Here is a 19,803-nt window from a genome sequence, read left to right on the forward strand (position 1 = left end):
ATACTGACATGAGCTCTCGTACTCTTCCCCTGATAGGCGTTTCCCTGGTCATGGGCCTTGGTGCTGCATGGATGGCCGACTCCTGGCTGAGCGCCCGGCTCAATGCCACGCCGGATGACCATCTTCGAAGCGTGGTGGTTGCCACGGTAGAGATTCCATTCGGGCAGATGGTCGAGGCCCAACAGGTCACGACCGTGCGCATGCCCATGGATACGATCCCGGACGATGCTCTGGATTCCAGCGACAAGGCCGTGGGCAAGATCGCAACGTTCGACATCTTGCGTGGCGACGTCATGCGCGGCGCACGCCTGAGCGAGCACCTGGGCGGCAGTACCCTGGCCTCTCTGATTGCCACAGACAAACGTGCCATATCGGTACGCGTGGATGACGTGGTGGGTGTCGGTGGATTCCTTCTGCCAGGTAACCGGGTCGATGTACTGGCGACCAAACGCACGGATGGCGCCGGCAATAACGCTGTGTCCAAGACCATCCTCGAGAATTTGCGGGTGTTGGCGGTGGACCAGACAGCGGGTACCGACAAGACCCAACCGGTGGTGGTGCGCGCAGTGACGCTGGAGATGACGACCGCAGAGGCTGAAACCCTGGTCACGGCGCAAACGGAAGGGAAATTGCAATTGGCCCTGCGCAATCCGCTGAACTCCGAGAAAAAAATCGTGACCGCTGCACCTGTCGCGCCGGCCCCCATGATTGTGGCCGCCGCCCCGGTGCAAAAACGCGTGGTGCAACGTGGCGACGGTGGCGGGGCTGTCACCATCATTCGCGGGATCCAGACCAGTGTAGTGAAAGTTCGTTGACAGGGCGGTAAGGGTGCCTGGGCACCAAAGTAATGGCGGAGCCGATCCGGTTCAGTATCGGCAAACGAGGGCTTGATGATGAATCTTCGTATTCAGCAGCCGTTCACTGCGACGCCAAGGCGCCAGGAAGGATCGGTGAGCGTATTGATGGTAATCGCGTTGGCGGCGATGGCGATGATGGCGGCATTGGCGTTGGACGGCGGACACATGTTGCTGAACAAAACGCGCCTGCAGAATGCGGTAGACGCCGCCGCCCTGAGTGGTGCCAAAACTCTGCTTCAGGTGGAAGGTAGTACCAATATGGCCAGCGCGACACGAACTGCCGCGCTCTATACGCTGGCGCAAAATGCCAATGCCGCGGGCAACAATGAATTGGCAACGGCTATTGGTGGCAACCCAGGCACATTTGCGGCGGTAGAACTGGCGAAAACCGTCTATGGACCATTCTCCTATCCAGGGCCTTCGGATGCCAAATACGTTCGGGTATCGGTAGCGGGGTATAGCCTGACGGGGTTTTTCTGGAACTTCGCCCAGTCATTCGGCGTCGTGGGGAACAAAGCAGTAGCGGCGATCGCCACTGCTGGACCCAGCCCTGCCAGTCCTTGTGATCTCGCACCTTTGATGGTTTGTGGCGACCCGACTAAATATGACCCGGCCGCTGGCATGTTCTGGGGCTTCCAGTTTGGCGATTTGCAGGTACTGAAGACGGCTGCCGGCAATTCATCCCCCATTGGCCCAGGCAACTTTCAGTTGCTCGACTTTGGCTCGGGCGGCAGCACAGTCAGGGATGACCTGGCTGGAGGCGGCGAGGTCTGCCGCAACGTAGGGCAAAACGTCCAGACTGCTCCTGGTAACAAGGTCGGCCCTACCTCTCAAGGATTCAATACGCGCTTCGGCATCTACAACGGCCCGGTCAGTGCCTCGGACTATCCGCCAGACCTGGTGACTACGTCGAGCAACCCCGCAATCACTGACGACGGCACAGGCCCGAAATACCAGGGGCAAACCATCACATCGAGCAACGGTAATCTGACAGCGGGCGGCAACGCGATATTTGACTACAACGACTGGCGTGCGAGCACTGCCGCGTGTGTGGCCGGGTCCGGCAGTGGCTGTCAGAGCGGTGGGGTGTTCGAGCGCCGGATGCTGAAAATCGTCGTGGGCGACTGCACCGGTAAACAGGGCGGTACCACCTCGGTCCCCGTTCTAGGTTTTGGTTGCTATTTCGTGGTGCAGCCTATGAGTAACGGCGGCACGGAATCGCAGATCTTCGGACAGTTTGTGAAGGAGTGTGAAGGCGACAACGTAGCCGGCCCCTCGCCGTCCACCGATTCCGGCCCGCAGATCATTCAGCTCTACAAAACCTATATTGGCAGCGGCACTGGCACTCCGAGCACAGACTCGTAGGAGGCGTCATGAGACTTCGCGCATTTAAACGAGCACAGGCACAACAGGGCGTGGCACTGGTGGAGTTCACCCTGGTCCTGCCGGTGTTGCTGCTACTGTTGCTGGCCTTCGGCGAGTTCGGCCGCATGCTCTATCAGTACAACGTCTTGCTGCAGGCCAGCCGTGATGCCGACCGCTTTGTCGCCAGTAAGGCCTGGAACTCGACGCTTGGTGCTGTCTCTCTGAGCGATACGCTGCTGACCCAAACGAAAAACGTCGCGGTCTATGGTGTGCCTGCAAATACCGGGACCGCGGTGGTGTCAGGGTTGACGACCGCAAACGTCGCGGTCGCCGCAGTGGGCATCGACCATGTGCGAGTCACCATCACCTACAACTTCTGCCCGGTGATTGGCAGCGGCAGTTGTGCCGGCTCGATTCCGGGATTTTTTGGCAGTCCGATTGCGCTGAGCATTCCGCTAGTCGCCACCACTGTCATGAGGGCACTGTGATGAATCGCAAACACATGCGCGGTCTGTATATCGTGGAATTCGCCGTCATCGGCATGCTGGTGTTCACGCTGTTGTTCGGCGTGCTGGAGATGGGCCGGCTGTACTTCACGGTCAATGCGCTGGATGAAGCCGCACGGCGTGGTGCACGCCTGGCGGCAGTGTGCAACATCAGCGATCCGGTGGTGTTGCGGCGGGCGATCTTCAATGCCGCGACCGACGCTGGTACGAGCCAGCTGATCACGAGTCTGGCCACCACTAACCTGACGCTGACCTATCTGGATGTTAACGGTGCTGTGGTGGCCAATCCCGGCGACCTGGTCAGCGCCACTGGTTTTCGTGCCATCCGTTATGTCCAGTTGAGTCTGCAAGGCTTCGTTTTCAATCTGTTTATTCCCGGGTTCGGCGTGCCCATTACCTTGCCTGCATTCAAGGCAACTTTGCCACGCGAAAGCCTCGGGCGTCATTCCGATTCCGGGGAGATCACACCATGCTGAATACCAAGGACACTCCGCTCTCCACCTCGACCGGCAAGACCGGGCTCCGGTTGCTGATCAGCAGTCGTGATGCCAACTCGTTGCGCGATCTGCAGAGCGTCTGCCAGCGCATGCCCAGCCTGGAGGTGAGCACTCGCCTGGTGAGCAATGGGCATGTCGACCCGCTCTACGGTCTGGACCGCATGCCCGATCTGTTGCTACTGCGCGTTAGCCACCTGTGGCGCGAGGAGCTATCGGCACTGTTACAGCGTCCGGCCCATGAGCGTCCACCGATGTTGGTGTGCGGCCTGCTGAGCGAGCAGGAAGGCATGCGTCTGGCGATGCAGGCCGGCGCCCGAGACGTGCTGCCGGAGCCTATCGCCGAGACAGAACTGGTTGCTGCTTTGAATCGCCTAGTCATGGAGGTTCGCACCGGCAGCGGGTCAGAAGGCAAATTGATCGCTGTGATGAGTGCGAAGGGTGGCTCCGGCGGAACCTTGCTGGCCTGTAACCTGGCTCAACAACTCAGCGTCAAGGGCGGCAGTACCCTGCTGCTGGACATGGACCTGCAATTCGGCAGCGTGACGCATTACCTGGATGTGGCACAGACGCACAGCCATCTCGAGGTGTTGCATCAGATCGACGGCATGGACAGCGTCGCGCTACGCGGTTTTTGCAGCCACTTCAGCCCTACCTTGCATGTACTGGGTGGTCGGGCCGGTGAGCTGTGCCTGCCGCAGGATGCCCAACCCGAGCAACTCGACACCCTGTTGCAACTGGCCCGCGTCAGCTATGACTGGGTGGTGATCGACCTGCCGCGACAAATCGACCACCTCACCGGCTCCGTGCTGGAACAGGTGGATCGGGTCTACGTGGTGGTGCAGCAGAGCGTCAGTCATCTGCGCGATGCCAGCTCCCTGGTGCGGATTCTTCGCGACGACCTGGGCGTGCGCGGCGATCAGTTGCAGATCGTGGTCAACCGCTATGACAAGGCCGCAGCGATCAGCCTCAAGGATATTGGCGAGGCACTGCGCTGCACCAATCTGTCGAAATTACCCAACGACTTCAACCTGGTCAGCCAGAGTCAGAACACTGGCGTGCCGTTGGGGCTGCATGCGCCGAGGGCCGCGATTACTACTGCCCTGCGCGACATGACCGAGGACCTGGTCGGTCAACAGGTGGCCGGGAACAAAGGCTTACTCAAACGCGCCTTCAACCGTTTTTTCGGGGGATGACCCATGATCAGCGACTTTCGTAACCGCTTGCGCAAACAGTCCGGTAAACCCGCCTCATCGCCAGTTACTCCGTTGGGCGACGACCTGCTGGATCCGGCAGAGGAAATAATGGCGTGGGAGCGTGCAGCGCCGGACGTTCTTTACGAAACCAGAAGCCAGGTCACTCCGGTGGAAGCTGAGTGGCGGGAAAAAATCTACCAGCAGTTGCTCAAGGTCATGGACCTGTCCTTGCTGGACTCCCTTGAGCAGGCCGAGGCTGCGCGGCAGATTCGTGATATTTGCCAGCGCCTGCTCGATGAACATTCAGCACCGGTGAGTTCTTCCAGCCGCCAGTTGATCATCAAGCAGATCACCGATGAGGTGCTTGGCTTGGGTCCATTGGAACCGTTGCTGGCCGATCACAGCGTGTCCGACATTCTGGTCAACGGCCATGCCTCGGTCTATGTCGAGCGCTTCGGCAAACTGCAAAGGACTGATGTGCGTTTTCGCGATGATCAGCATTTGCTGAACATCATCGACCGCATTGTGTCCAGTCTGGGGCGGCGTATCGACGAGTCTTCACCGTTGGTGGACGCCCGGCTCAAGGACGGTTCGCGGGTCAACGCGATTATCCCGCCGTTGGCCATCGACGGCCCGAGCATGTCGATTCGCCGCTTTGCGGTGGACCTGCTCAATACCGACAGCCTGATCCAGGTGGGAACGTTGACCCCGGCCATTGCCCTGTTGCTTAAGGCGATTGTCCGTGGGCGTTTGAACGTGCTGATTTCCGGCGGTACCGGCAGCGGCAAGACCACCATGCTCAATGTGTTGTCCAGTTTCATTCCGCAGAACGAGCGGATCGTCACCATCGAAGACTCGGCCGAACTGCAACTGCAGCAGCCCCACGTGGTGCGCCTGGAAACCCGACCTTCGAATATCGAGGGGCGTGGCGAGGTGAGCCAGCGGGAGTTGGTGCGCAACAGTTTGCGGATGCGCCCGGACCGCATTGTGATCGGCGAAGTGCGTGGCGCAGAGGCGCTGGACATGCTGACGGCCATGAACACCGGTCACGACGGTTCGTTGACCACGATCCACGCCAACACCGCGCGCGATGCGCTGGGGCGAGTCGAGAACATGGTGTCGATGAGCGGGGCGACCTTCCCGATCAAGGCCATGCGGCAGCAGATCGCCTCGGCCATCGATGTGGTGATCCAGCTGGAACGTCAGGAGGACGGCAAGCGTCGGCTGGTCAGCGTGCAAGAGATCAACGGCATGGAGGGCGAGATCATCACCATGACCGAAATTTTCTCCTTTGCGCGCCAGGGCATGGGTGAAAACGGTGAAGTGCTCGGCGATTATCGCCCCAGCGGCATGATCCCGGCCTTCCGCGATGTGCTGGCCAAGCGCGGCATCGAATTGCCGCTGACGATGTTCAGGCCTGAATGGATGGAGGCACGGCAGTCATGAGCCATATTCCTGGTGAATTCATTCTGATGTTCCTGGGTATGGTGTTTATCGCCGTGTTCCTCCTGTCCCAGGGCGTGGTAGTGCCGGTGTTCGGTGAGGCCGGCAAGATGCGCAAGCGCATCCGTGGTCGCTTGCACGTACTGGAGAAAGCCAACAATCTGCCCAACATGCAGACGGTGTTGCGACAGAAATATCTGACGCGTTTGTCGCCGCTGGAGGCCATGCTCGAGCAATTGCCCTTTATGGCGAACCTGACACAGGTAATCGAGCAGGCGGGTCATGAATATCGTGCTTATCGGGTGCTGTTGCTCGGGTTGTTCCTGGGCGCCTGCGCGGGCGTCTCGATCTGGATGGTATCGACTGTCTGGTGGATGGCACTGCTGGCGGGCTTCGGGGTGTTCTGGGTACCCCTGCTGAAAATTTTTCGTGACCGTGGCAAACGTTTCGCTGAGTTTGAGGAAGGTCTGCCGGATGCACTGGATGCCATGTGCCGAGCCTTGCGCGCCGGGCACCCTTTCAATGAGACCCTGCGCCTGGTCGCCGAGGAACACAAGGGACCGGTCGCTCATGAGTTCGGTATGACCTTCGCCGATATCAACTACGGCAATGATGTACGTCGGGCCATGCTCGGCTTGCTGGAGAGAATGCCGAGCATGACGGTGATGATGTTAGTGACATCGATCCTTATTCACCGTGAGACGGGTGGCAATCTGACCGAGGTGCTGGAGCGCCTGAGTCGCCTGATCCGTGGGCGCTTTCGCTTCCAGCGCAAGGTCAAGACCCTGTCGGCCGAAGGGCGGATGTCGGCCTGGATACTGGTGGCCATTCCCTTTGTGCTGGCCATTGCGATAGTTATCACAAGCCCCACCTACCTGCCTGTGCTACTCAATGATCCCATGGGACATAAGCTGATCATCGGGGCTTTTTGCGCCATGTTGATCGGAATTTTCTGGATACGCAAAATCATCCGGATTCAGGTTTAAGCGGTATTCGCTACCGGGAGGTACAGGTTATGGATTTTTTACTCGGGTTGTTCAGTCGGGTCACGGGGAACGAGGAGGTGGCGCGCCTGTTGTTCCTTGGCGCGATCAGTCTCAGTACAGTGCTTGCAGTCGTTGCAGTGATCTTCTTGATGCTAGGTCTTCAGGACCCGGTGCGGCGCCGTCTGGCGCTGATCAAGCGTGGTCATTTAGGCAACACGACTGGCCAGGACGCTCCAGGTAACCTGCAACTGTTGCTGGAGCGGGTCGGCCAGCGTTTTGCCTCGGCCGAGTCGGCTCAGGCGTCCGCCACTCAGACCATGTTGACGCACGCGGGGTACCGTTCCTCTTCAGCTGTGCAGATGTACTGGGCAGTGCGCTTGCTGTTACCCCTGGTGTTGGTCGGCATTACGTTGTTGCTGCTGCCGATGATTCCCAAGGTTTCGCTGAGCATTGGTCTGTTGTTGGTGCTCATGGTGGCTGGTATGGGATGGCTGCTGCCAGCGCTGTATGTCGGCAACCGCAAGCAGGCGCGTCAAGGTCGGCTGCGTGCCGCGTTTCCGGATGCGCTGGATCTGATGGTGGTTTGTGTGGAGTCGGGCCTGGCCCTGCCTACGACCATTGAACGGGTGGCTGAAGAGATGTCAGTCAGTCAGGTTGAGCTAGCTGAAGAGCTGGCTCTGGTCAATGCGCAAATCCGCGCGGGCATTTCCAGTACCGAGGCGCTCAAGCAACTGGCTTTGCGTACTGGCCTGGATGACGTGCAAGGGTTGGTTAGCCTGTTGGCGCAAAGTATTCGCTTCGGTACCAGCGTAGCCGACACCCTGCGCATCTATGCCGATGAGTTCCGTGACCGGCGTACACAAGCCGCCGAAGAGATGGGGGCAAAAGTCGGTACCAAGTTGGTATTTCCGCTGATTTTCTGCTTGTGGCCGAGCTTCTTTCTGGTCGCCATCGGCCCTGCGCTGATCGGCGTGTTCAGAGCATTCGGGTGAGGTAAACGTGCAGAGGCTGTCGAGCACGATGGCCTCTACCCGAGCTTGATCTTTACTTTCCCTCTGAAGGTCTATATGTCCCCTGGAGCGAGGCTTGCCCGCGAAAGCGTTCTGTCTGCCACGTAGATATGACGGCTTCTTCGCGGGCAAGCCTCGCTCATGCGGGGGGATTCGGTTAGAACTGGGAAATGTGTAGATGCTAATACTTTCCGGCAGACGTAATTAAGCCTGGCTTTTTAACCAGGCTACTCTGGACGATGCCAGAGGTTGATCATCCATTGACGTGCCTCATTTGCTGGTGGACATTTCCCCCGCAGCTTTCTGCTCAAAGAACATCGGGATCGGGTAGGTGAAGCTGTTCAGCCAACGCTGGAAGGCCAGGTCACGCTCGGTGACCGATGCAGTTTGCCGAAAAGGGGAGGCAACCACACCACGGATCTGTAGCTGCATCCACTGTTCGGTGCCTTTTTGCGGCGCCGAGGAGGGGCCCGGCTCAATAGCCCAGGCACTGGTGGACAGGCAAACCATGCACACAATCAACAGCCTTTTGGTATTCATCTCGACTCCTCGTACGTTCTACTTGATCGCAGCACCGGCTGAGGCATCGGCTACCTCAGCCTTGCGATTCCCCTCCGAAGCCACCGCTTTTTTAGCAGAGGCCTTGAGTTTTTCCGCGCGGTTTTGAGCCTCTGCGACTTGCTGGGGACTCAAGCTGGCGCGGTTTGCGAGTTCGGCAGCCGCCTTCCAGTTATCCTGATAGATCAGCAGCGTCACCATGTTGAGTGCCGCCAGTGAATCCGCCTGCTTGAGCTCCATGGCTGTCATGAACTCGAAGCGTGCTTCAGGGATCCGTCGCTGATTGAGGTAGACGACCCCTAGGTCATTGCGCATCTTGTCGTCGGTGGGGGACATCTTCACCGCTCGCTCAAGGTGAGTGGCAGCGGTGGCGTTATCATTTTTTGCCGCAGCCAACTGGCCCAGGCCATGTTCCCCTTCAGGGGCCAGACAGGTGCCGAGCAAGCTTTGATACAACGGCTCCGCATCTTTACGCCCCATCAAGCGAAGCACCCGAGCCTTGCGCAGGCGAGCCTGGACCAGGTCATCGGGCAAGCTTTCCAGGTTCGCCAGGCTGGCATACAAACGGCCCTCATTGACCATGTTGTCCGCCAGATTCAGGGCCAGCTCTTGCTCCGAACTGGGCTTGGCACAGACAGCCGTTCGCGAAGACAGGCCATTGGTGGCACAACCTGCGAGCATCAATGTCGCCGTTATTGCAATGATTGCTTTCATCGAGTGTCCTCTGGCTACAACACGTTGAACGCCTGGCCAATGGCAATACAGCTGGCCCGCCAAGCGCTCAAGGTCACCGTTAAGAGTGAGGGCGAAAGCCCGGTTCAGCGTCTGGCTCCGGCTCATTGCGAAAGCCCGCTGCGACTGTCGAAATCGCCATTTTCAAGGAAGAACATGCGGTAGAAGTTCGGGTCGTAATTACGCAGCTGTTCGCCAGGCAATGATGGCAGTTGTGCATTGGCCGCCAGAGGCTGGACCAGGTGTGGGGTGACGATCATCAGCAGCTCGCGCTCTTCACGGTTGATGGTGTTATCGCGAAAAAACGCGCCCAGAATCGGGATATCGCCAAGCCCCGGGAATTTGTTCACCTGGGAGTTGTTGCGGGTACTGATCAGGCCGCTGATGACGAAGCTTTCGCCGTCGGCCAGGGAGATGCTGGTGTCGGTACGGCGTATGGTCAGCGCCGGAACTATCGTGCCGGCGATGCTCACGGCGTTGGTGAAGTCCAGTTCACTGACTTCTGGCGCCACCTTCAGGGCAATACGGTTTTTCTCGATGATGGTTGGCGTCAGGGTCAGGCGGATACCGAACTCCTTGTACTCGATGGAGATGTTATTGCTGCTCGAACTGGGCACCGGAATCGGTACTTCACCGCCGGCCAGGAAGCTCGCACTTTGCCCGCTGAGCGCCACCAGGCTTGGCCGCGCCAGGGTATAGGCGAAGCCGCTGCCTTCCAGCGCGTTGATCGCCACCAGGGTACTGCCGGTCGCAAAAGAGAGGTTGAAATTATCGTTGTTCACCGGCAATGACGGCGTAACGATGCCGCCGATGGTAGGTAAGGTTCTCGGCGAGCCGAACAGGAAGTTGCCGCGGGTGCCGAAAATAGACGCTGAGGCTTCCTTGAGTTTGGTCCGGCTGACTTCAACGAAGCGAATATCGGTTTGCACCTGGCTTGGCAGCAGCGGGTCTTCGGTAGGTCCGGTCGACACGCTGGTCAGCGCCGAGGTGGCCCGGCCCTTGACGAACACCATGCTTTGGCGTGGTTCTTTCGAACAGGTGGTCCAGACCATCAGGCTGGTGGCTCCCGGTGTCAGACCAGTGAGCAGGAAGGCGTTGGGGTTTTTGCCGCTGGGTTGCACGTCGGCAATTTTCGGGTCACCCACGGCCAGTTGCGTCACCGGAACCGGTGTGCGCAGTTCACTCTGAAGCCCCTGACCGACCTCGAACGTTGTCGGCATACTGTCCATCTGCGAACAGTTGGCCGCCGCGGCCTGAGCCGCGTCCACGCTGAGGCCCATCCAGAACAGGCCATGGATAATTCGCTTGAAAGCGGGCACGGTACGATAGCTCATTAAGTGCATCCTCGCTGAATAGGCCATCTTCAAGGCTAACTGGGTTGCCTCGGATCACTACAAGGGGCCTGAGTCGACCCTCAACCTCGCCAGGGCACTAATCACTAATGTCTCCGGCAATATTCCTTGGTGCTGCTATATACACGCGGGTGCAATGCGCTGGTCTTTAGTGAACAGCGAGCGACCTTCGCTAAAACGGTTTTGAATGATCCGGTTACCAGGGCTGCCTACCAGAGCGAAATGCCCCGGCCCGACAGCAATAGCGGCTATAGACAGTACTGTCCGCCGAGCTGACTCCCCTGAAAAGAAACCGGCAATCAAGACACAAAGCCGGAAAAAACTTGCCAGGACCATAGTGAGGTAACTCCTTTTGCCAATCCGCTATTTGATCGCTGAACCTGATCTGGAAATTCCAAACCGTTATGACTTCTTCTTGTTTGAAAGGTAGTTCAACCAAGGCAAAGCGCCACGCTTTGTGCGAAAACTTTCCGTGCAAAGGAGGGAGATAGGCAGGTTGCGGGTGATGGAGCACTACATGATGTGGTTCGAAGGGAATACTTGGCCGCCCACCGACCTCAAGCGACAGGCTCATTAGTCCTGCTTCTTGACCTGCGAGAACCAGACCACGCCGATGCCCCGGATAGTCGCCGTATTGCGGGAAAACTGGCCCTCAGCGTTGCAGCGCATCCCGCGAAATTCATGCCCAAATCGGTGCGACAGCAGGTCGAGGCTTTTGCAATCGACGAAAATCTGGTTGTCCGAAAGCACTAACGCCTTAATTGCAATCCCTGCGTCACGCATGTCGCGGGTTAGGCCGTTAAAGGCCGCCAACCTGGCGGGGAACTCCTCGGTAAGGATACTCAGCGGTCGACGCGCCGAGGAGGGCGATCTGGCGATGACGGGGTCGACATCGCTCAAATGCTCAGGCCACGCTGTAGTGGACTGACAGCGCTCCCTTTTTCTGCGAAAGGGACATGATCGTGATTGTGCCCAAGTCCTTCAGGCTCCGTACATGAGTGCCACCGCAGCCGTAGGTGGGCAGTTCACCGAAGCCGACTTGCCGGGCACCTTCGCGCAACAACGTCTGGCGCGGCAGGTCACGGGTAATCCAATGCCTGATGCCGTGTTGAATCGTCTGGGCATCGACCTCTTGGGCACTGTCGCCCGGTTTGAACTGGACACGTCCTTCGTCCGGCCAGTGATGAGCCTTGGTCGGTATCCAGCCCAAAGCCTGGACGAAGTGGCCAATCAGGTGCCCCGCCGAATGCATGCGCGTATTGAATCGGCGGCGTTGCTCGTCGACCTGAATCCGGGTCATACCGAGTTTTACCGGGTGGTCGACAAAGTGGATGATGCGGTCCTGATCCTGAACCACACGAAGCACCTGGCTCTCGCCGATCCAGCCGGTATCCCAGGGTTGCCCGCCGCCTTGGGGGTGAAACAGGGTGGCGTGCAGCACCACGGCGAATTCGTTCTCGTAGGGCGTGCAATCGAGGACTTCCACATTAGCGTTGAGGTCATCACTGTGGAAAAAGAGGCGCAACGTCATGTTTCATGCCCTTATTAAAGTTTCTGTTTTTATTATATGAATCGTGGAATCGCGTGATAATCCGTTCCAACCTCAAAGGACTATTGCGCTATGAGCATAAATCTTCCCCTGCCATTGCTCGGTGAAATGGCGATTTTCGTCAAGGTCGTCGAGACCGGCAGCTTCTCCGAAGCGGCGCGTCAGTTGGGGTCTTCACCCTCGGCGGTAAGTCGCAGCATTTCGCGGCTGGAGAAGTCGCTCGCCATGCGTTTGTTGCAACGAACCACGCGCAAGCTACGCCTGAGCGACGGAGGCGAAGAGGTGTTCAAACGATGCCAGGAGATGGTCAGCGCGGCGAAGTCGGTGATGGAAATCAGCGGTCAATTCACCTATGAAGCAGAAGGGCTGGTGCGTGTCAGCGTGCCCAAGGCCGTTGGGCGATTCGTCATTCATCCGCATATGCCGGAATTTCTGCGGCGCTATCCAAAAGTGGATGTGCAATTGTTACTCGAGGACCGTCAGGTGGATTTGATCGACGACAACGTCGACCTGGCAATCCGTATCACCGATCGGCCACCCGTGGGGCTGGTGGGGCGTCAATTGCTGACCATCGATCATCTACTCTGCGCAACGCCGCAGTATCTGGCCAAGCGCGGTACGCCGACTCATCCTCATGACCTGCTCAATCACAGCTGCATCTATCTGGGGGAAACCCCGAGCGATGCGCGCTGGAAGTTCAAGAAGGGCAGCAAAGCCGTGACCGTCAGCGTGCGCGGACGTTACGCCGCCAATCACACGGGCGTGCGATTGGACGCGGTATTGCAACACATCGGGATCGGTAGCCTGCCTTACTTCACCGCTCGTTATGCGCTGGAACAGGGGCTGATAGTGCAGGTATTGCCGGACTGGACCTTTCTGGCGTCCTACCACGGAGGCGCCTGGTTGCTGCATTCGCCCACCCGCTATCTGCCGCCCAAATTACGGGTGTTTATCGACTATCTGGTGGAATGCCTGGAGAAGGAGCCGACCTTGAGCAAGCCGGGCAAGCCAAGTGCGTTGGGCAAGGGCGCGGCAGCGTATGAGTTGCCCGAGAGTGATGGGTTGCTTTGAAAAGATCTTCCCGACCAATAAAAAAGGCCCGCATGAATAACCATGCGGGCCTTTTGCATTACCGGGCGGGGATCAGTGCTTGCTGTCCTGGTTCGACATCGCCAGCAGCTGTTTTTCCTGATTCCAATCGAACGGTTCATCGTTCTGTTCGGCTTCGAAGCGACGTTCTTCCAGCGCCTGGTACAGGTCGATTTCATCATCGGGCATGTAATGCAGGCAGTCACCGGCGAAGTACCACAGCAGGTCGCGCGGCACCAGGTGGGCGATTTGCGGGTAGCGGGTGATGATCTGGCACAGGATGTCCTGGCCCAGGTATTGGCTTTCGATCGGGTCGACCGGCAGCAATGCACGCAGTTCGTCGAAGCGCTCCAGGAACAAGGCATGGCTTTCTTCGGGAACCTGTTCGGCCTCACCTACGGCGACCAGGATACTGCGCAGGTGGTCGAGCAAGACGAGATGATCGGCAACGACATTGGACACGAGATAAGTCCTCAAGAGCAAAACGGGCGCAGGAGTATAAAGCCCCCGCGCCCGTTTTTCACAGGGTAAAGCGCCCCATGATGGTAAGGCGACACATGGTCTTCTGGATCAGCGGACCTTGCCCTTGCCCAGCACCAGCACCTGTTTGTCGAAATCATCGACGTCGATCACCTTGCGCTGCGCCACTTCGACCTCGCGCAAGGTCTGGGCTTCAGCCGGTTGCAAGACGCCAGCTTCCAGCGCGGCATCGATGACAGATTCCCCGACAGTGGGTTTGACCTGGCGACTTCTCAGCGCCGTGTTGAGTTTTTTCTGTAGCGGTTTGGCGGCGTTCAGCAAGTCGCAGGCGTGCTGCAGGGCGCCGACCGGGTCCTCTGTCGATTGCGGGCGATAGCAGCCTCCCAATAGCTCCTCAAGGGTTGGATCGCCCTTGGCGCGTCCGAGAACGGCTGCGACTTTGGCCGCCAGTCTGTCCGAAGGGCCTCTGTGTCGGCGACCGAACGGGAACACCAGCACCCGCAGCAGGCAGCCGAGTACCTTGTTCGGGAAGTTGGTCAGCAGTTCGTCCAGCGCACGTTCGGACTGGCCGAGGCTCTCTTCCATGGCCCAGGCGAACAGCGGGCGCATATGCTCCGGCGAATCGAGATCGTGATACCGCTTGAGCGCGGCGGAGGCCAGATACAGGTAGCTGAGCACATCGCCCAGACGTGCGGACAACCTTTCGCGGCGTTTCAGTTCGCCGCCCAGCAACATCATGCACTGGTCCGCCAGCATGGCAAAAGCCGCTGCCTGACGGTTGAGGGCGCGGACATAGCCTTGGCTGAGCCTGTCCCCTGGTGCATGTTCGAAATGCCCCAGGCCAAGATTCAGCACCAGGGTACTGGCGGCGTTGCTCACGGCAAAACCAATGTGTTTGAGCAGCAGGGCGTCGAATTCGATCAGCGCCTGTTGTTTGTCTTCGCGATGGACCAGGGCCATTTCCTTGAGTACGAACGGATGACAGCGAATAGCGCCCTGACCGAAGATCATCAGGTTGCGCGTCAGGATGTTCGCACCTTCGACCGTGACGGAAATGGGCGCACCTTGCCAGCTACGCGCCAGGTAGTTGTTCGGGCCCATGATGATGGCCTTGCCGCCGTGGACATCCATGGCGTGGCTGATGCACTCGCGACCGCGTTCGGAGAGGTGGTATTTGATGATCGCGGAGGGCACCGACGGTTTTTCACCGAGGTCGACGGCGTTGGCGGTGAGCATCCGTGCGCTGTCCATCAACCAGGTACTGCCGCCGATCCGTGCCAGTGCTTCCTGAATCCCTTCGAAGGCTGACAGTGGTGCGTTGAATTGCTCGCGAACCTGCGCATATTGGCCCGTCACCAGGCTGCTGAACTTGCCCGCGGCGGTGCCGATGGCAGGCAGTGAAATGGAACGCCCGACCGACAGGCAGTTCATCAGCATCATCCAGCCTTCGCCGAGCATTTCCTGACCGCCGATGATGAAATCCAGCGGTATGAACACATCCTTGCCTGCGTTCGGGCCGTTCATGAAGGCGGCGCCCAGCGGCAGGTGACGGCGGCCGATCTCCACGCCGGGGGTCTGGGTTGGAATCAGTGCGAGACTGATCCCCAGGTCGACTTTGTCACCCAGTAAACGATCCGGGTCATAGGCCTTGAAGGCCAGGCCGATCAAGGTCGCCACCGGACCGAGGGTGATGTAGCGTTTTTCCCAGTTCAGGCGCAGGCCGAGGGTTTCCTGGCCTTCCCATTCACCTTTGCAAATCACCCCGGTGTCGGTCATGCCGCCGACGTTGGAGCCCGCCATCGGGCCTGTCAGGGCAAAGCAGGGAATATCGTCGCCGCGGGCCAGTCGTGGCAGGTAATGATTGCGTTGTTCTTCGGTGCCGTAATGCAGCAGCAGTTCCGCCGGGCCGAGGGAGTTGGGCACCATCACGGTGGAAGCGAGGTCGCCGCTGCGAGTCCCCAGTTTCATCGCAATCTGGGAGTGGGCATACGCCGAAAAGCCTTTGCCACCGTATTCCTTGGGGATGATCAAGGCAAAAAAGCCATGCTGCTTGATGTGATCCCAGGCCTTGGGTGGCAGGTCCATCAACTGGCTGATCTGCCAGTCGCTGACCATGGCACAGAGCTCTTCAGTCGGGCCATCGATGAATGCCTGTTCCTCTTCGCTCAGCTGCGCTTTGGGGTAGGCCAGCAGCTTGTTCCAGTCCGGGCGACCGCTGAACAGCTCGCCGTCCCACCAGACCGTGCCGGCTTCAATGGCTTCACGCTCGGTTTGCGACATGGGCGGCAGGTTTTTTTGAAACCAGTTGAATATGGGCGCCGTGAACATTTTTCGTCGCATGTCTGGCAGCAACAGGGGGACGGCCACGGCCGCGAGCAACACCCAGAAAATCAGCAGCAGCCAGACAGGGGCATGGCTCGCATGTCTGAAGATGCCCATCGCCAGCAGATAGACAGCGATGATGCCCAAGGCGGGCAGAGGTGCGGTGCGGCGATGTGCCAGCCAGGCAATCCCGACCACCAGAACCAGTATCCACAACAGCAGCATAATTAATTCTCCTGAAGCCAGGGGCAAAACCACTCTCAGAGCTTAGACGGCATCCATAAAAGTGGGGGACAGAGCGAAAAGTCTGAGCTTGTAGGAATCAACGGTTGAAATTCGTAGGTTGTTTCATGGAGAACTGCTGAAGTCTTTCGTCAACAGCGCAGTAAGCGCTGATATTTGGCCGAAACGTCGTTATCTCTGTGCTGAAGGTGTCGCTAGACTCGTGGCTTCCCTCAGGAGATTGCTCCCATGCACGCGTATCTGAGCCCCGGCCGCTTTATCGACAGTGACCATCCCTCGGTGGTGGCGTTCACCGAAAAACATCGTGGCGCCCGGCGCGATCCGCTCGGTCAGGCAATCAATCTCTATTACGCGGTGCGCGAAGCCGTGCGCTACAACCCCTATACCTTCAGTCGTGATCCAGACACCTTGCGCGGCAGCTATGCACTGGCGGCCGGGGAGAGTTATTGCGTGCCCAAAGCCACGCTGCTGGCAGGTTGCGCTCGGCATTGCGGGATCCCGGCGCGTATCGGTCTGGCGGATGTGCGCAATCATCTGTCGACGCCGCGTCTGCTCGAACTGCTCAAGAGCGATGTGTTCGCCATGCACGGCTACACCGAGCTTTATTTGAACGAGCGTTGGGTTAAAGCCACGCCGGCTTTCAATCAACAATTGTGCGAGCTGTTCAATGTCGCGCCGCTGGAATTCGACGGGATCAACGACAGCGTGTTCCATCCCTTCAACCGTGACGGCGAGCAGCTGATGGAGTACCTGGTCGATCACGGCCAGTTCACCGATGTGCCTGAAGCGTTCTTTTTCGAGCACTTGGAAAAGTGCTATCCGCATCTGTTTGGCGAGCGGCTGCCGCTGCAACTGGGTGACATGCAGAGCGATTTGAGTCGCGCCTGATCCGGCGTATGCTGCCTGCGCATTTATCCAACAAGGAGGCGGTCATGCTGAAGATCTGGGGTCGGAAAAATTCGTCGAATGTCAGAAAACCGTTGTGGGCCGCCGAAGAGCTGGGCCTGGCCTATGAAGCCATCGATGCCGGCGGTGCCTTTGGTGTGGTCGACACGCCTGAGTACCGGGCGATGAATCCTAACGGTCGCGTGCCGGTGATCGAAGACGACGGCTTCGTGCTGTGGGAATCCAACACCATCGTGCGTTACCTGATGGCCCGCCATGCCAGCGGCACGGCGTGGTATCCGACGGACCTGCAGGCCCGTGCCTCGGCGGAAAAGTGGATGGACTGGACCACCTCAAGTTTTGCTGCGCCGTTTCGCACGGTGTTCTGGGGCGTGTTGCGCACCCCGCAAGAGCAGCAGGACTGGCCGGCAATCAAGGCCGCGATCAAGGAATGCGACGATCTGCTGTCGATGGCCGATCAAGCGCTGGCGGCTAAACCCTACCTGTCGGGCGATGAGATCGGCATGGGCGACATTCCCCTGGGCAGCTTCATTTATGCCTGGTTCGAGATGCCGATCGAGCGCGCGCCGCAGCCTCATCTCGAAGCCTGGTATGCGCGGTTGAAGCAGCGTCCGGCGTATCGCAAAGCCGTCATGACCGCGTTGACTTAATACTCACTATCGACACGCTTGACTGTACTTGTGTGACGGCGACAAGCACCATTGCGCTCATGCGCCGCGGTTGCATTGATCGCCGCCCGCCCTTATTTATTCCTTTCTTCCCTTCTTGGTGTGTAAATCCGATATGAGTTCCGCTCTGTCCATCCGGCAGCTAACCAAAACCTACGGCAACGGTTTCCAGGCCTTGAGTGGTATCGATCTGGACGTCGCCGAAGGTGACTTTTTCGCCTTGCTCGGCCCGAACGGCGCCGGCAAATCCACGACCATCGGCATTATCTCGACCCTGGTGAACAAGACCAGCGGAACGGTGAATGTGTTCGGTCACGACCTGGACAAGGAACCGGCGGCGCTCAAGCGCTGCATTGGTGTGGTGCCCCAGGAATTCAACTTCAACCAGTTTGAAAAGACCTTCGACATTGTCGTGACCCAGGCCGGTTACTACGGCATTCCAGCGAAAATTGCCAAGGAACGCGCCGAGCAATACCTGACGCAACTGGGCCTGTGGGACAAGCGTGATGTGCCGTCGCGCTCCCTGTCGGGTGGCATGAAGCGCCGACTGATGATCGCCCGGGCGCTGGTCCACGAACCACGCCTGCTGATCCTCGACGAGCCGACGGCGGGGGTGGACATCGAATTGCGTCGCTCGATGTGGACCTTCCTCACCGAGCTGAACAAGAAAGGCATCACCATCATCCTCACCACCCACTACCTGGAGGAGGCTGAGCAGTTGTGCCGCAACATCGGCATCATCGACCACGGCACCATTGTCGAGAACACCAGCATGAAGCAGTTGCTCAGCCAACTGCATGTCGAGACGTTCCTGCTGGACTTGAAGAACACGTTGCAAGTGGCGCCACAGTTGCTCGGGTACCCGGCCAAACTGATCGACAGTCATACCCTGGAAGTCCAGGTCGACAAGGCCATGGGCATTACCGCGCTGTTCACCCAATTGGCGCAGCAGAACATCGAAGTGTTGAGCCTGCGTAACAAAACCAATCGCCTCGAGGAGTTGTTCGTGTCCCTGGTGGAGAAAAATCTGTCGAAGGTGGCGGTATGAGTTCTGAGCTGCAACCCAACCTCGTTGCCCTCAATACCATCGTTTACCGTGAGGTCAAACGCTTCACCCGAATCTGGCCGCAGACTCTGCTGCCGCCGGCCATCACCATGGTTCTGTACTTCGTGATCTTCGGCAATCTGATCGGGCGTCAGATCGGCGGCATGGGTGGTTTCACCTACATGGAGTACATCGTGCCGGGGCTGATCATGATGTCGGTGATCACCAACTCCTACGGCAACGTGGTATCGAGTTTCTTTGGCAGCAAGTTCCAGCGCTCCATCGAAGAGTTGATGGTGTCACCGGTGTCACCGCATACGATTCTGATCGGCTACACCCTGGGCGGCGTGCTGCGCGGGTTGATGGTCGGGCTCATCGTGACGCTGCTGTCGCTGTTCTTCACCACGCTACAGGTGCATCACTTGGGCGTGACCGTTCTGGTGGTGCTGCTGACGGCGACGATCTTCTCGCTGCTGGGCTTCATCAACGCGGTATTTGCGCGCAATTTCGATGACATCTCGATCATCCCGACCTTCGTGCTGACACCGCTGACGTACCTGGGCGGGGTGTTCTACTCGATCAGCCTGTTGCCACCGTTCTGGCAGACCGTGTCGTTGGCCAACCCGGTGTTGCACATGGTCAACGCCTTCCGTTACGGCATCCTTGGTGTGTCGGACATCAAGATCAGCGTGGCGATCGCCTTCATGCTGGTAGCGACTGTTGTGCTGTACATCGGTTGTGCGCGGCTGCTGGTGAGTGGGCGTGGGATGCGTACCTGATCGAGCCCCTTCGCGGGCAACATGTTTTTTGATGGTGTACATATCCGTTTCTTTGGTAACGGCGGCTGGCGGTTTCGCTCTTACAGCGAGTCACTTTGAAAAGCCCAAAGTAACCAAAGGCTCTTGCCCCTTTCGTTCGGCCCTTCGCCTAGGCTCAGGGTGCCCTCGCTCCGGTCCTGCTCCGTGGGCCCGCCGCCATCGGCCATCCATGGCCGGGGGCGGC

20 protein-coding genes are annotated in these 19,803 nt (G+C 58.7%); 13 read left to right on the forward strand and 7 right to left on the reverse strand.

What is annotated here, in order from left to right:
• Positions 1-8 precede the first annotated feature (8 nt).
• The 8 genes from cpaB (at position 9) to AC30D7_RS21795 (ending at position 7,839) form a co-directional block, all read left to right on the forward strand.
• Positions 9-815, forward strand: coding sequence for a Flp pilus assembly protein CpaB (cpaB, locus tag AC30D7_RS21760; protein WP_490135426.1), 807 nt, complete (start codon positions 9-11; stop codon positions 813-815).
• A gap of 75 nt (positions 816-890) precedes the next feature.
• Positions 891-2,222 carry a Tad domain-containing protein gene (locus tag AC30D7_RS21765; RefSeq protein WP_490135427.1) on the forward strand — a complete coding sequence of 444 codons (1,332 nt, stop codon included), beginning with the start codon at positions 891-893 and terminating at the stop codon, positions 2,220-2,222.
• A gap of 8 nt (positions 2,223-2,230) precedes the next feature.
• A complete protein-coding gene (locus AC30D7_RS21770) occupies positions 2,231-2,710 on the forward strand; it encodes a TadE/TadG family type IV pilus assembly protein (RefSeq protein WP_490135428.1) in 480 nt (159 codons plus the stop codon).
• The gene (locus AC30D7_RS21775) at positions 2,710-3,204 is read left to right on the forward strand and encodes a TadE family protein (RefSeq protein ID WP_490135429.1); all 495 of its coding nucleotides are present in this window, start codon (positions 2,710-2,712) and stop codon (positions 3,202-3,204) included. The genes AC30D7_RS21770 and AC30D7_RS21775 overlap by 1 nt, the downstream gene beginning before the upstream one ends.
• Positions 3,198-4,418, forward strand: coding sequence for an AAA family ATPase (locus tag AC30D7_RS21780; RefSeq protein WP_490135430.1), 1,221 nt, complete (start codon positions 3,198-3,200; stop codon positions 4,416-4,418). The genes AC30D7_RS21775 and AC30D7_RS21780 overlap by 7 nt, the downstream gene beginning before the upstream one ends.
• Positions 4,419-4,421: 3 nt before the next feature.
• Positions 4,422-5,864, forward strand: coding sequence for a TadA family conjugal transfer-associated ATPase (locus tag AC30D7_RS21785; protein WP_490135431.1), 1,443 nt, complete (start codon positions 4,422-4,424; stop codon positions 5,862-5,864).
• Positions 5,861-6,847 (forward strand): type II secretion system F family protein, encoded by a 987-nt coding sequence (locus tag AC30D7_RS21790; protein ID WP_490135432.1) that lies wholly within the window; start codon positions 5,861-5,863, stop codon positions 6,845-6,847. The genes AC30D7_RS21785 and AC30D7_RS21790 overlap by 4 nt, the downstream gene beginning before the upstream one ends.
• Positions 6,848-6,876: 29 nt before the next feature.
• The gene (locus AC30D7_RS21795) at positions 6,877-7,839 is read left to right on the forward strand and encodes a type II secretion system F family protein (RefSeq protein WP_490135433.1); all 963 of its coding nucleotides are present in this window, start codon (positions 6,877-6,879) and stop codon (positions 7,837-7,839) included.
• A gap of 288 nt (positions 7,840-8,127) precedes the next feature.
• Here the strand turns inward: AC30D7_RS21795 and AC30D7_RS21800 are convergent, their stop codons facing one another.
• The 5 genes from AC30D7_RS21800 to AC30D7_RS21820 all read right to left on the reverse strand — a co-directional run bounded on the left by AC30D7_RS21800 (position 8,128) and on the right by AC30D7_RS21820 (position 12,030).
• Positions 8,128-8,397 (reverse strand): DUF3613 domain-containing protein, encoded by a 270-nt coding sequence (locus tag AC30D7_RS21800; protein ID WP_490135434.1) that lies wholly within the window; start codon positions 8,395-8,397, stop codon positions 8,128-8,130.
• A gap of 18 nt (positions 8,398-8,415) precedes the next feature.
• Complete coding sequence (locus AC30D7_RS21805; RefSeq protein WP_490135435.1) at positions 8,416-9,129, reverse strand: tetratricopeptide repeat protein; 714 nt, start codon at positions 9,127-9,129, stop codon at positions 8,416-8,418.
• Between the two features lie 122 nt (positions 9,130-9,251).
• Positions 9,252-10,481, reverse strand: coding sequence for a type II and III secretion system protein family protein (locus AC30D7_RS21810; RefSeq protein ID WP_490135436.1), 1,230 nt, complete (start codon positions 10,479-10,481; stop codon positions 9,252-9,254).
• A gap of 591 nt (positions 10,482-11,072) precedes the next feature.
• Complete coding sequence (locus AC30D7_RS21815; RefSeq protein ID WP_490135437.1) at positions 11,073-11,399, reverse strand: hypothetical protein; 327 nt, start codon at positions 11,397-11,399, stop codon at positions 11,073-11,075.
• A gap of 4 nt (positions 11,400-11,403) precedes the next feature.
• Positions 11,404-12,030 carry an alanyl-tRNA editing protein gene (locus AC30D7_RS21820; RefSeq protein WP_490135438.1) on the reverse strand — a complete coding sequence of 209 codons (627 nt, stop codon included), beginning with the start codon at positions 12,028-12,030 and terminating at the stop codon, positions 11,404-11,406.
• 90 nt (positions 12,031-12,120) lie between these two features.
• On the opposite strand from AC30D7_RS21820, the gene AC30D7_RS21825 reads away from it, so the two are divergent.
• Positions 12,121-13,119: a LysR family transcriptional regulator gene (locus AC30D7_RS21825; RefSeq protein WP_490135439.1), complete on the forward strand. Its 999-nt coding sequence runs from the start codon at positions 12,121-12,123 to the stop codon at positions 13,117-13,119.
• A 72-nt stretch (positions 13,120-13,191) separates the two neighbouring features.
• Here the strand turns inward: AC30D7_RS21825 and AC30D7_RS21830 are convergent, their stop codons facing one another.
• A complete protein-coding gene (locus AC30D7_RS21830; RefSeq protein ID WP_007938686.1) occupies positions 13,192-13,599 on the reverse strand; it encodes a PA2817 family protein in 408 nt (135 codons plus the stop codon).
• A gap of 108 nt (positions 13,600-13,707) precedes the next feature.
• Positions 13,708-16,164, reverse strand: coding sequence for an acyl-CoA dehydrogenase (locus AC30D7_RS21835; protein ID WP_490135440.1), 2,457 nt, complete (start codon positions 16,162-16,164; stop codon positions 13,708-13,710).
• Positions 16,165-16,410: 246 nt separating this feature from the next.
• Between AC30D7_RS21835 and AC30D7_RS21840 the strand changes: the two genes are divergently transcribed.
• The 4 genes from AC30D7_RS21840 to AC30D7_RS21855 all read left to right on the forward strand — a co-directional run bounded on the left by AC30D7_RS21840 (position 16,411) and on the right by AC30D7_RS21855 (position 19,580).
• The gene (locus AC30D7_RS21840; RefSeq protein WP_490135441.1) at positions 16,411-17,070 is read left to right on the forward strand and encodes a transglutaminase-like domain-containing protein; all 660 of its coding nucleotides are present in this window, start codon (positions 16,411-16,413) and stop codon (positions 17,068-17,070) included.
• 44 nt (positions 17,071-17,114) lie between these two features.
• Complete coding sequence (locus AC30D7_RS21845) at positions 17,115-17,738, forward strand: glutathione S-transferase family protein (protein ID WP_461772464.1); 624 nt, start codon at positions 17,115-17,117, stop codon at positions 17,736-17,738.
• A gap of 133 nt (positions 17,739-17,871) precedes the next feature.
• Complete coding sequence (locus AC30D7_RS21850) at positions 17,872-18,804, forward strand: ABC transporter ATP-binding protein (protein ID WP_490135442.1); 933 nt, start codon at positions 17,872-17,874, stop codon at positions 18,802-18,804.
• Positions 18,801-19,580, forward strand: coding sequence for an ABC transporter permease (locus tag AC30D7_RS21855; RefSeq protein WP_018926238.1), 780 nt, complete (start codon positions 18,801-18,803; stop codon positions 19,578-19,580). Before AC30D7_RS21850 ends, AC30D7_RS21855 begins: the two co-directional genes overlap by 4 nt.
• Positions 19,581-19,803 lie beyond the last annotated feature (223 nt).

The sequence above is a fragment of the Pseudomonas sp. DF5 genome (assembly GCF_058148225.1).

What these genes read in the sequence shown, in the direction of transcription:
- AC30D7_RS21800 (WP_490135434.1), bottom strand. Translation starts at nt 8,397, where the DNA reads ATGAATACCAAAAGGCTGTTGATTGTGTGCATGGTTTGCCTGTCCACC.
- AC30D7_RS21790 (WP_490135432.1), top strand. Translation starts at nt 5,861, where the DNA reads ATGAGCCATATTCCTGGTGAATTCATTCTGATGTTCCTGGGTATGGTG.
- AC30D7_RS21805 (WP_490135435.1), bottom strand. Translation starts at nt 9,129, where the DNA reads ATGAAAGCAATCATTGCAATAACGGCGACATTGATGCTCGCAGGTTGT.
- AC30D7_RS21795 (WP_490135433.1), top strand. Translation starts at nt 6,877, where the DNA reads ATGGATTTTTTACTCGGGTTGTTCAGTCGGGTCACGGGGAACGAGGAG.
- AC30D7_RS21775 (WP_490135429.1), top strand. Translation starts at nt 2,710, where the DNA reads ATGAATCGCAAACACATGCGCGGTCTGTATATCGTGGAATTCGCCGTC.
- AC30D7_RS21840 (WP_490135441.1), top strand. Translation starts at nt 16,411, where the DNA reads ATGCACGCGTATCTGAGCCCCGGCCGCTTTATCGACAGTGACCATCCC.
- AC30D7_RS21835 (WP_490135440.1), bottom strand. Translation starts at nt 16,164, where the DNA reads ATGCTGCTGTTGTGGATACTGGTTCTGGTGGTCGGGATTGCCTGGCTG.
- AC30D7_RS21850 (WP_490135442.1), top strand. Translation starts at nt 17,872, where the DNA reads ATGAGTTCCGCTCTGTCCATCCGGCAGCTAACCAAAACCTACGGCAAC.
- AC30D7_RS21820 (WP_490135438.1), bottom strand. Translation starts at nt 12,030, where the DNA reads ATGACGTTGCGCCTCTTTTTCCACAGTGATGACCTCAACGCTAATGTG.
- AC30D7_RS21855 (WP_018926238.1), top strand. Translation starts at nt 18,801, where the DNA reads ATGAGTTCTGAGCTGCAACCCAACCTCGTTGCCCTCAATACCATCGTT.
- AC30D7_RS21825 (WP_490135439.1), top strand. Translation starts at nt 12,121, where the DNA reads ATGAGCATAAATCTTCCCCTGCCATTGCTCGGTGAAATGGCGATTTTC.
- AC30D7_RS21770 (WP_490135428.1), top strand. Translation starts at nt 2,231, where the DNA reads ATGAGACTTCGCGCATTTAAACGAGCACAGGCACAACAGGGCGTGGCA.
- AC30D7_RS21765 (WP_490135427.1), top strand. Translation starts at nt 891, where the DNA reads ATGATGAATCTTCGTATTCAGCAGCCGTTCACTGCGACGCCAAGGCGC.
- AC30D7_RS21780 (WP_490135430.1), top strand. Translation starts at nt 3,198, where the DNA reads ATGCTGAATACCAAGGACACTCCGCTCTCCACCTCGACCGGCAAGACC.
- AC30D7_RS21785 (WP_490135431.1), top strand. Translation starts at nt 4,422, where the DNA reads ATGATCAGCGACTTTCGTAACCGCTTGCGCAAACAGTCCGGTAAACCC.
- cpaB (WP_490135426.1), top strand. Translation starts at nt 9, where the DNA reads ATGAGCTCTCGTACTCTTCCCCTGATAGGCGTTTCCCTGGTCATGGGC.
- AC30D7_RS21845 (WP_461772464.1), top strand. Translation starts at nt 17,115, where the DNA reads ATGCTGAAGATCTGGGGTCGGAAAAATTCGTCGAATGTCAGAAAACCG.
- AC30D7_RS21810 (WP_490135436.1), bottom strand. Translation starts at nt 10,481, where the DNA reads ATGAGCTATCGTACCGTGCCCGCTTTCAAGCGAATTATCCATGGCCTG.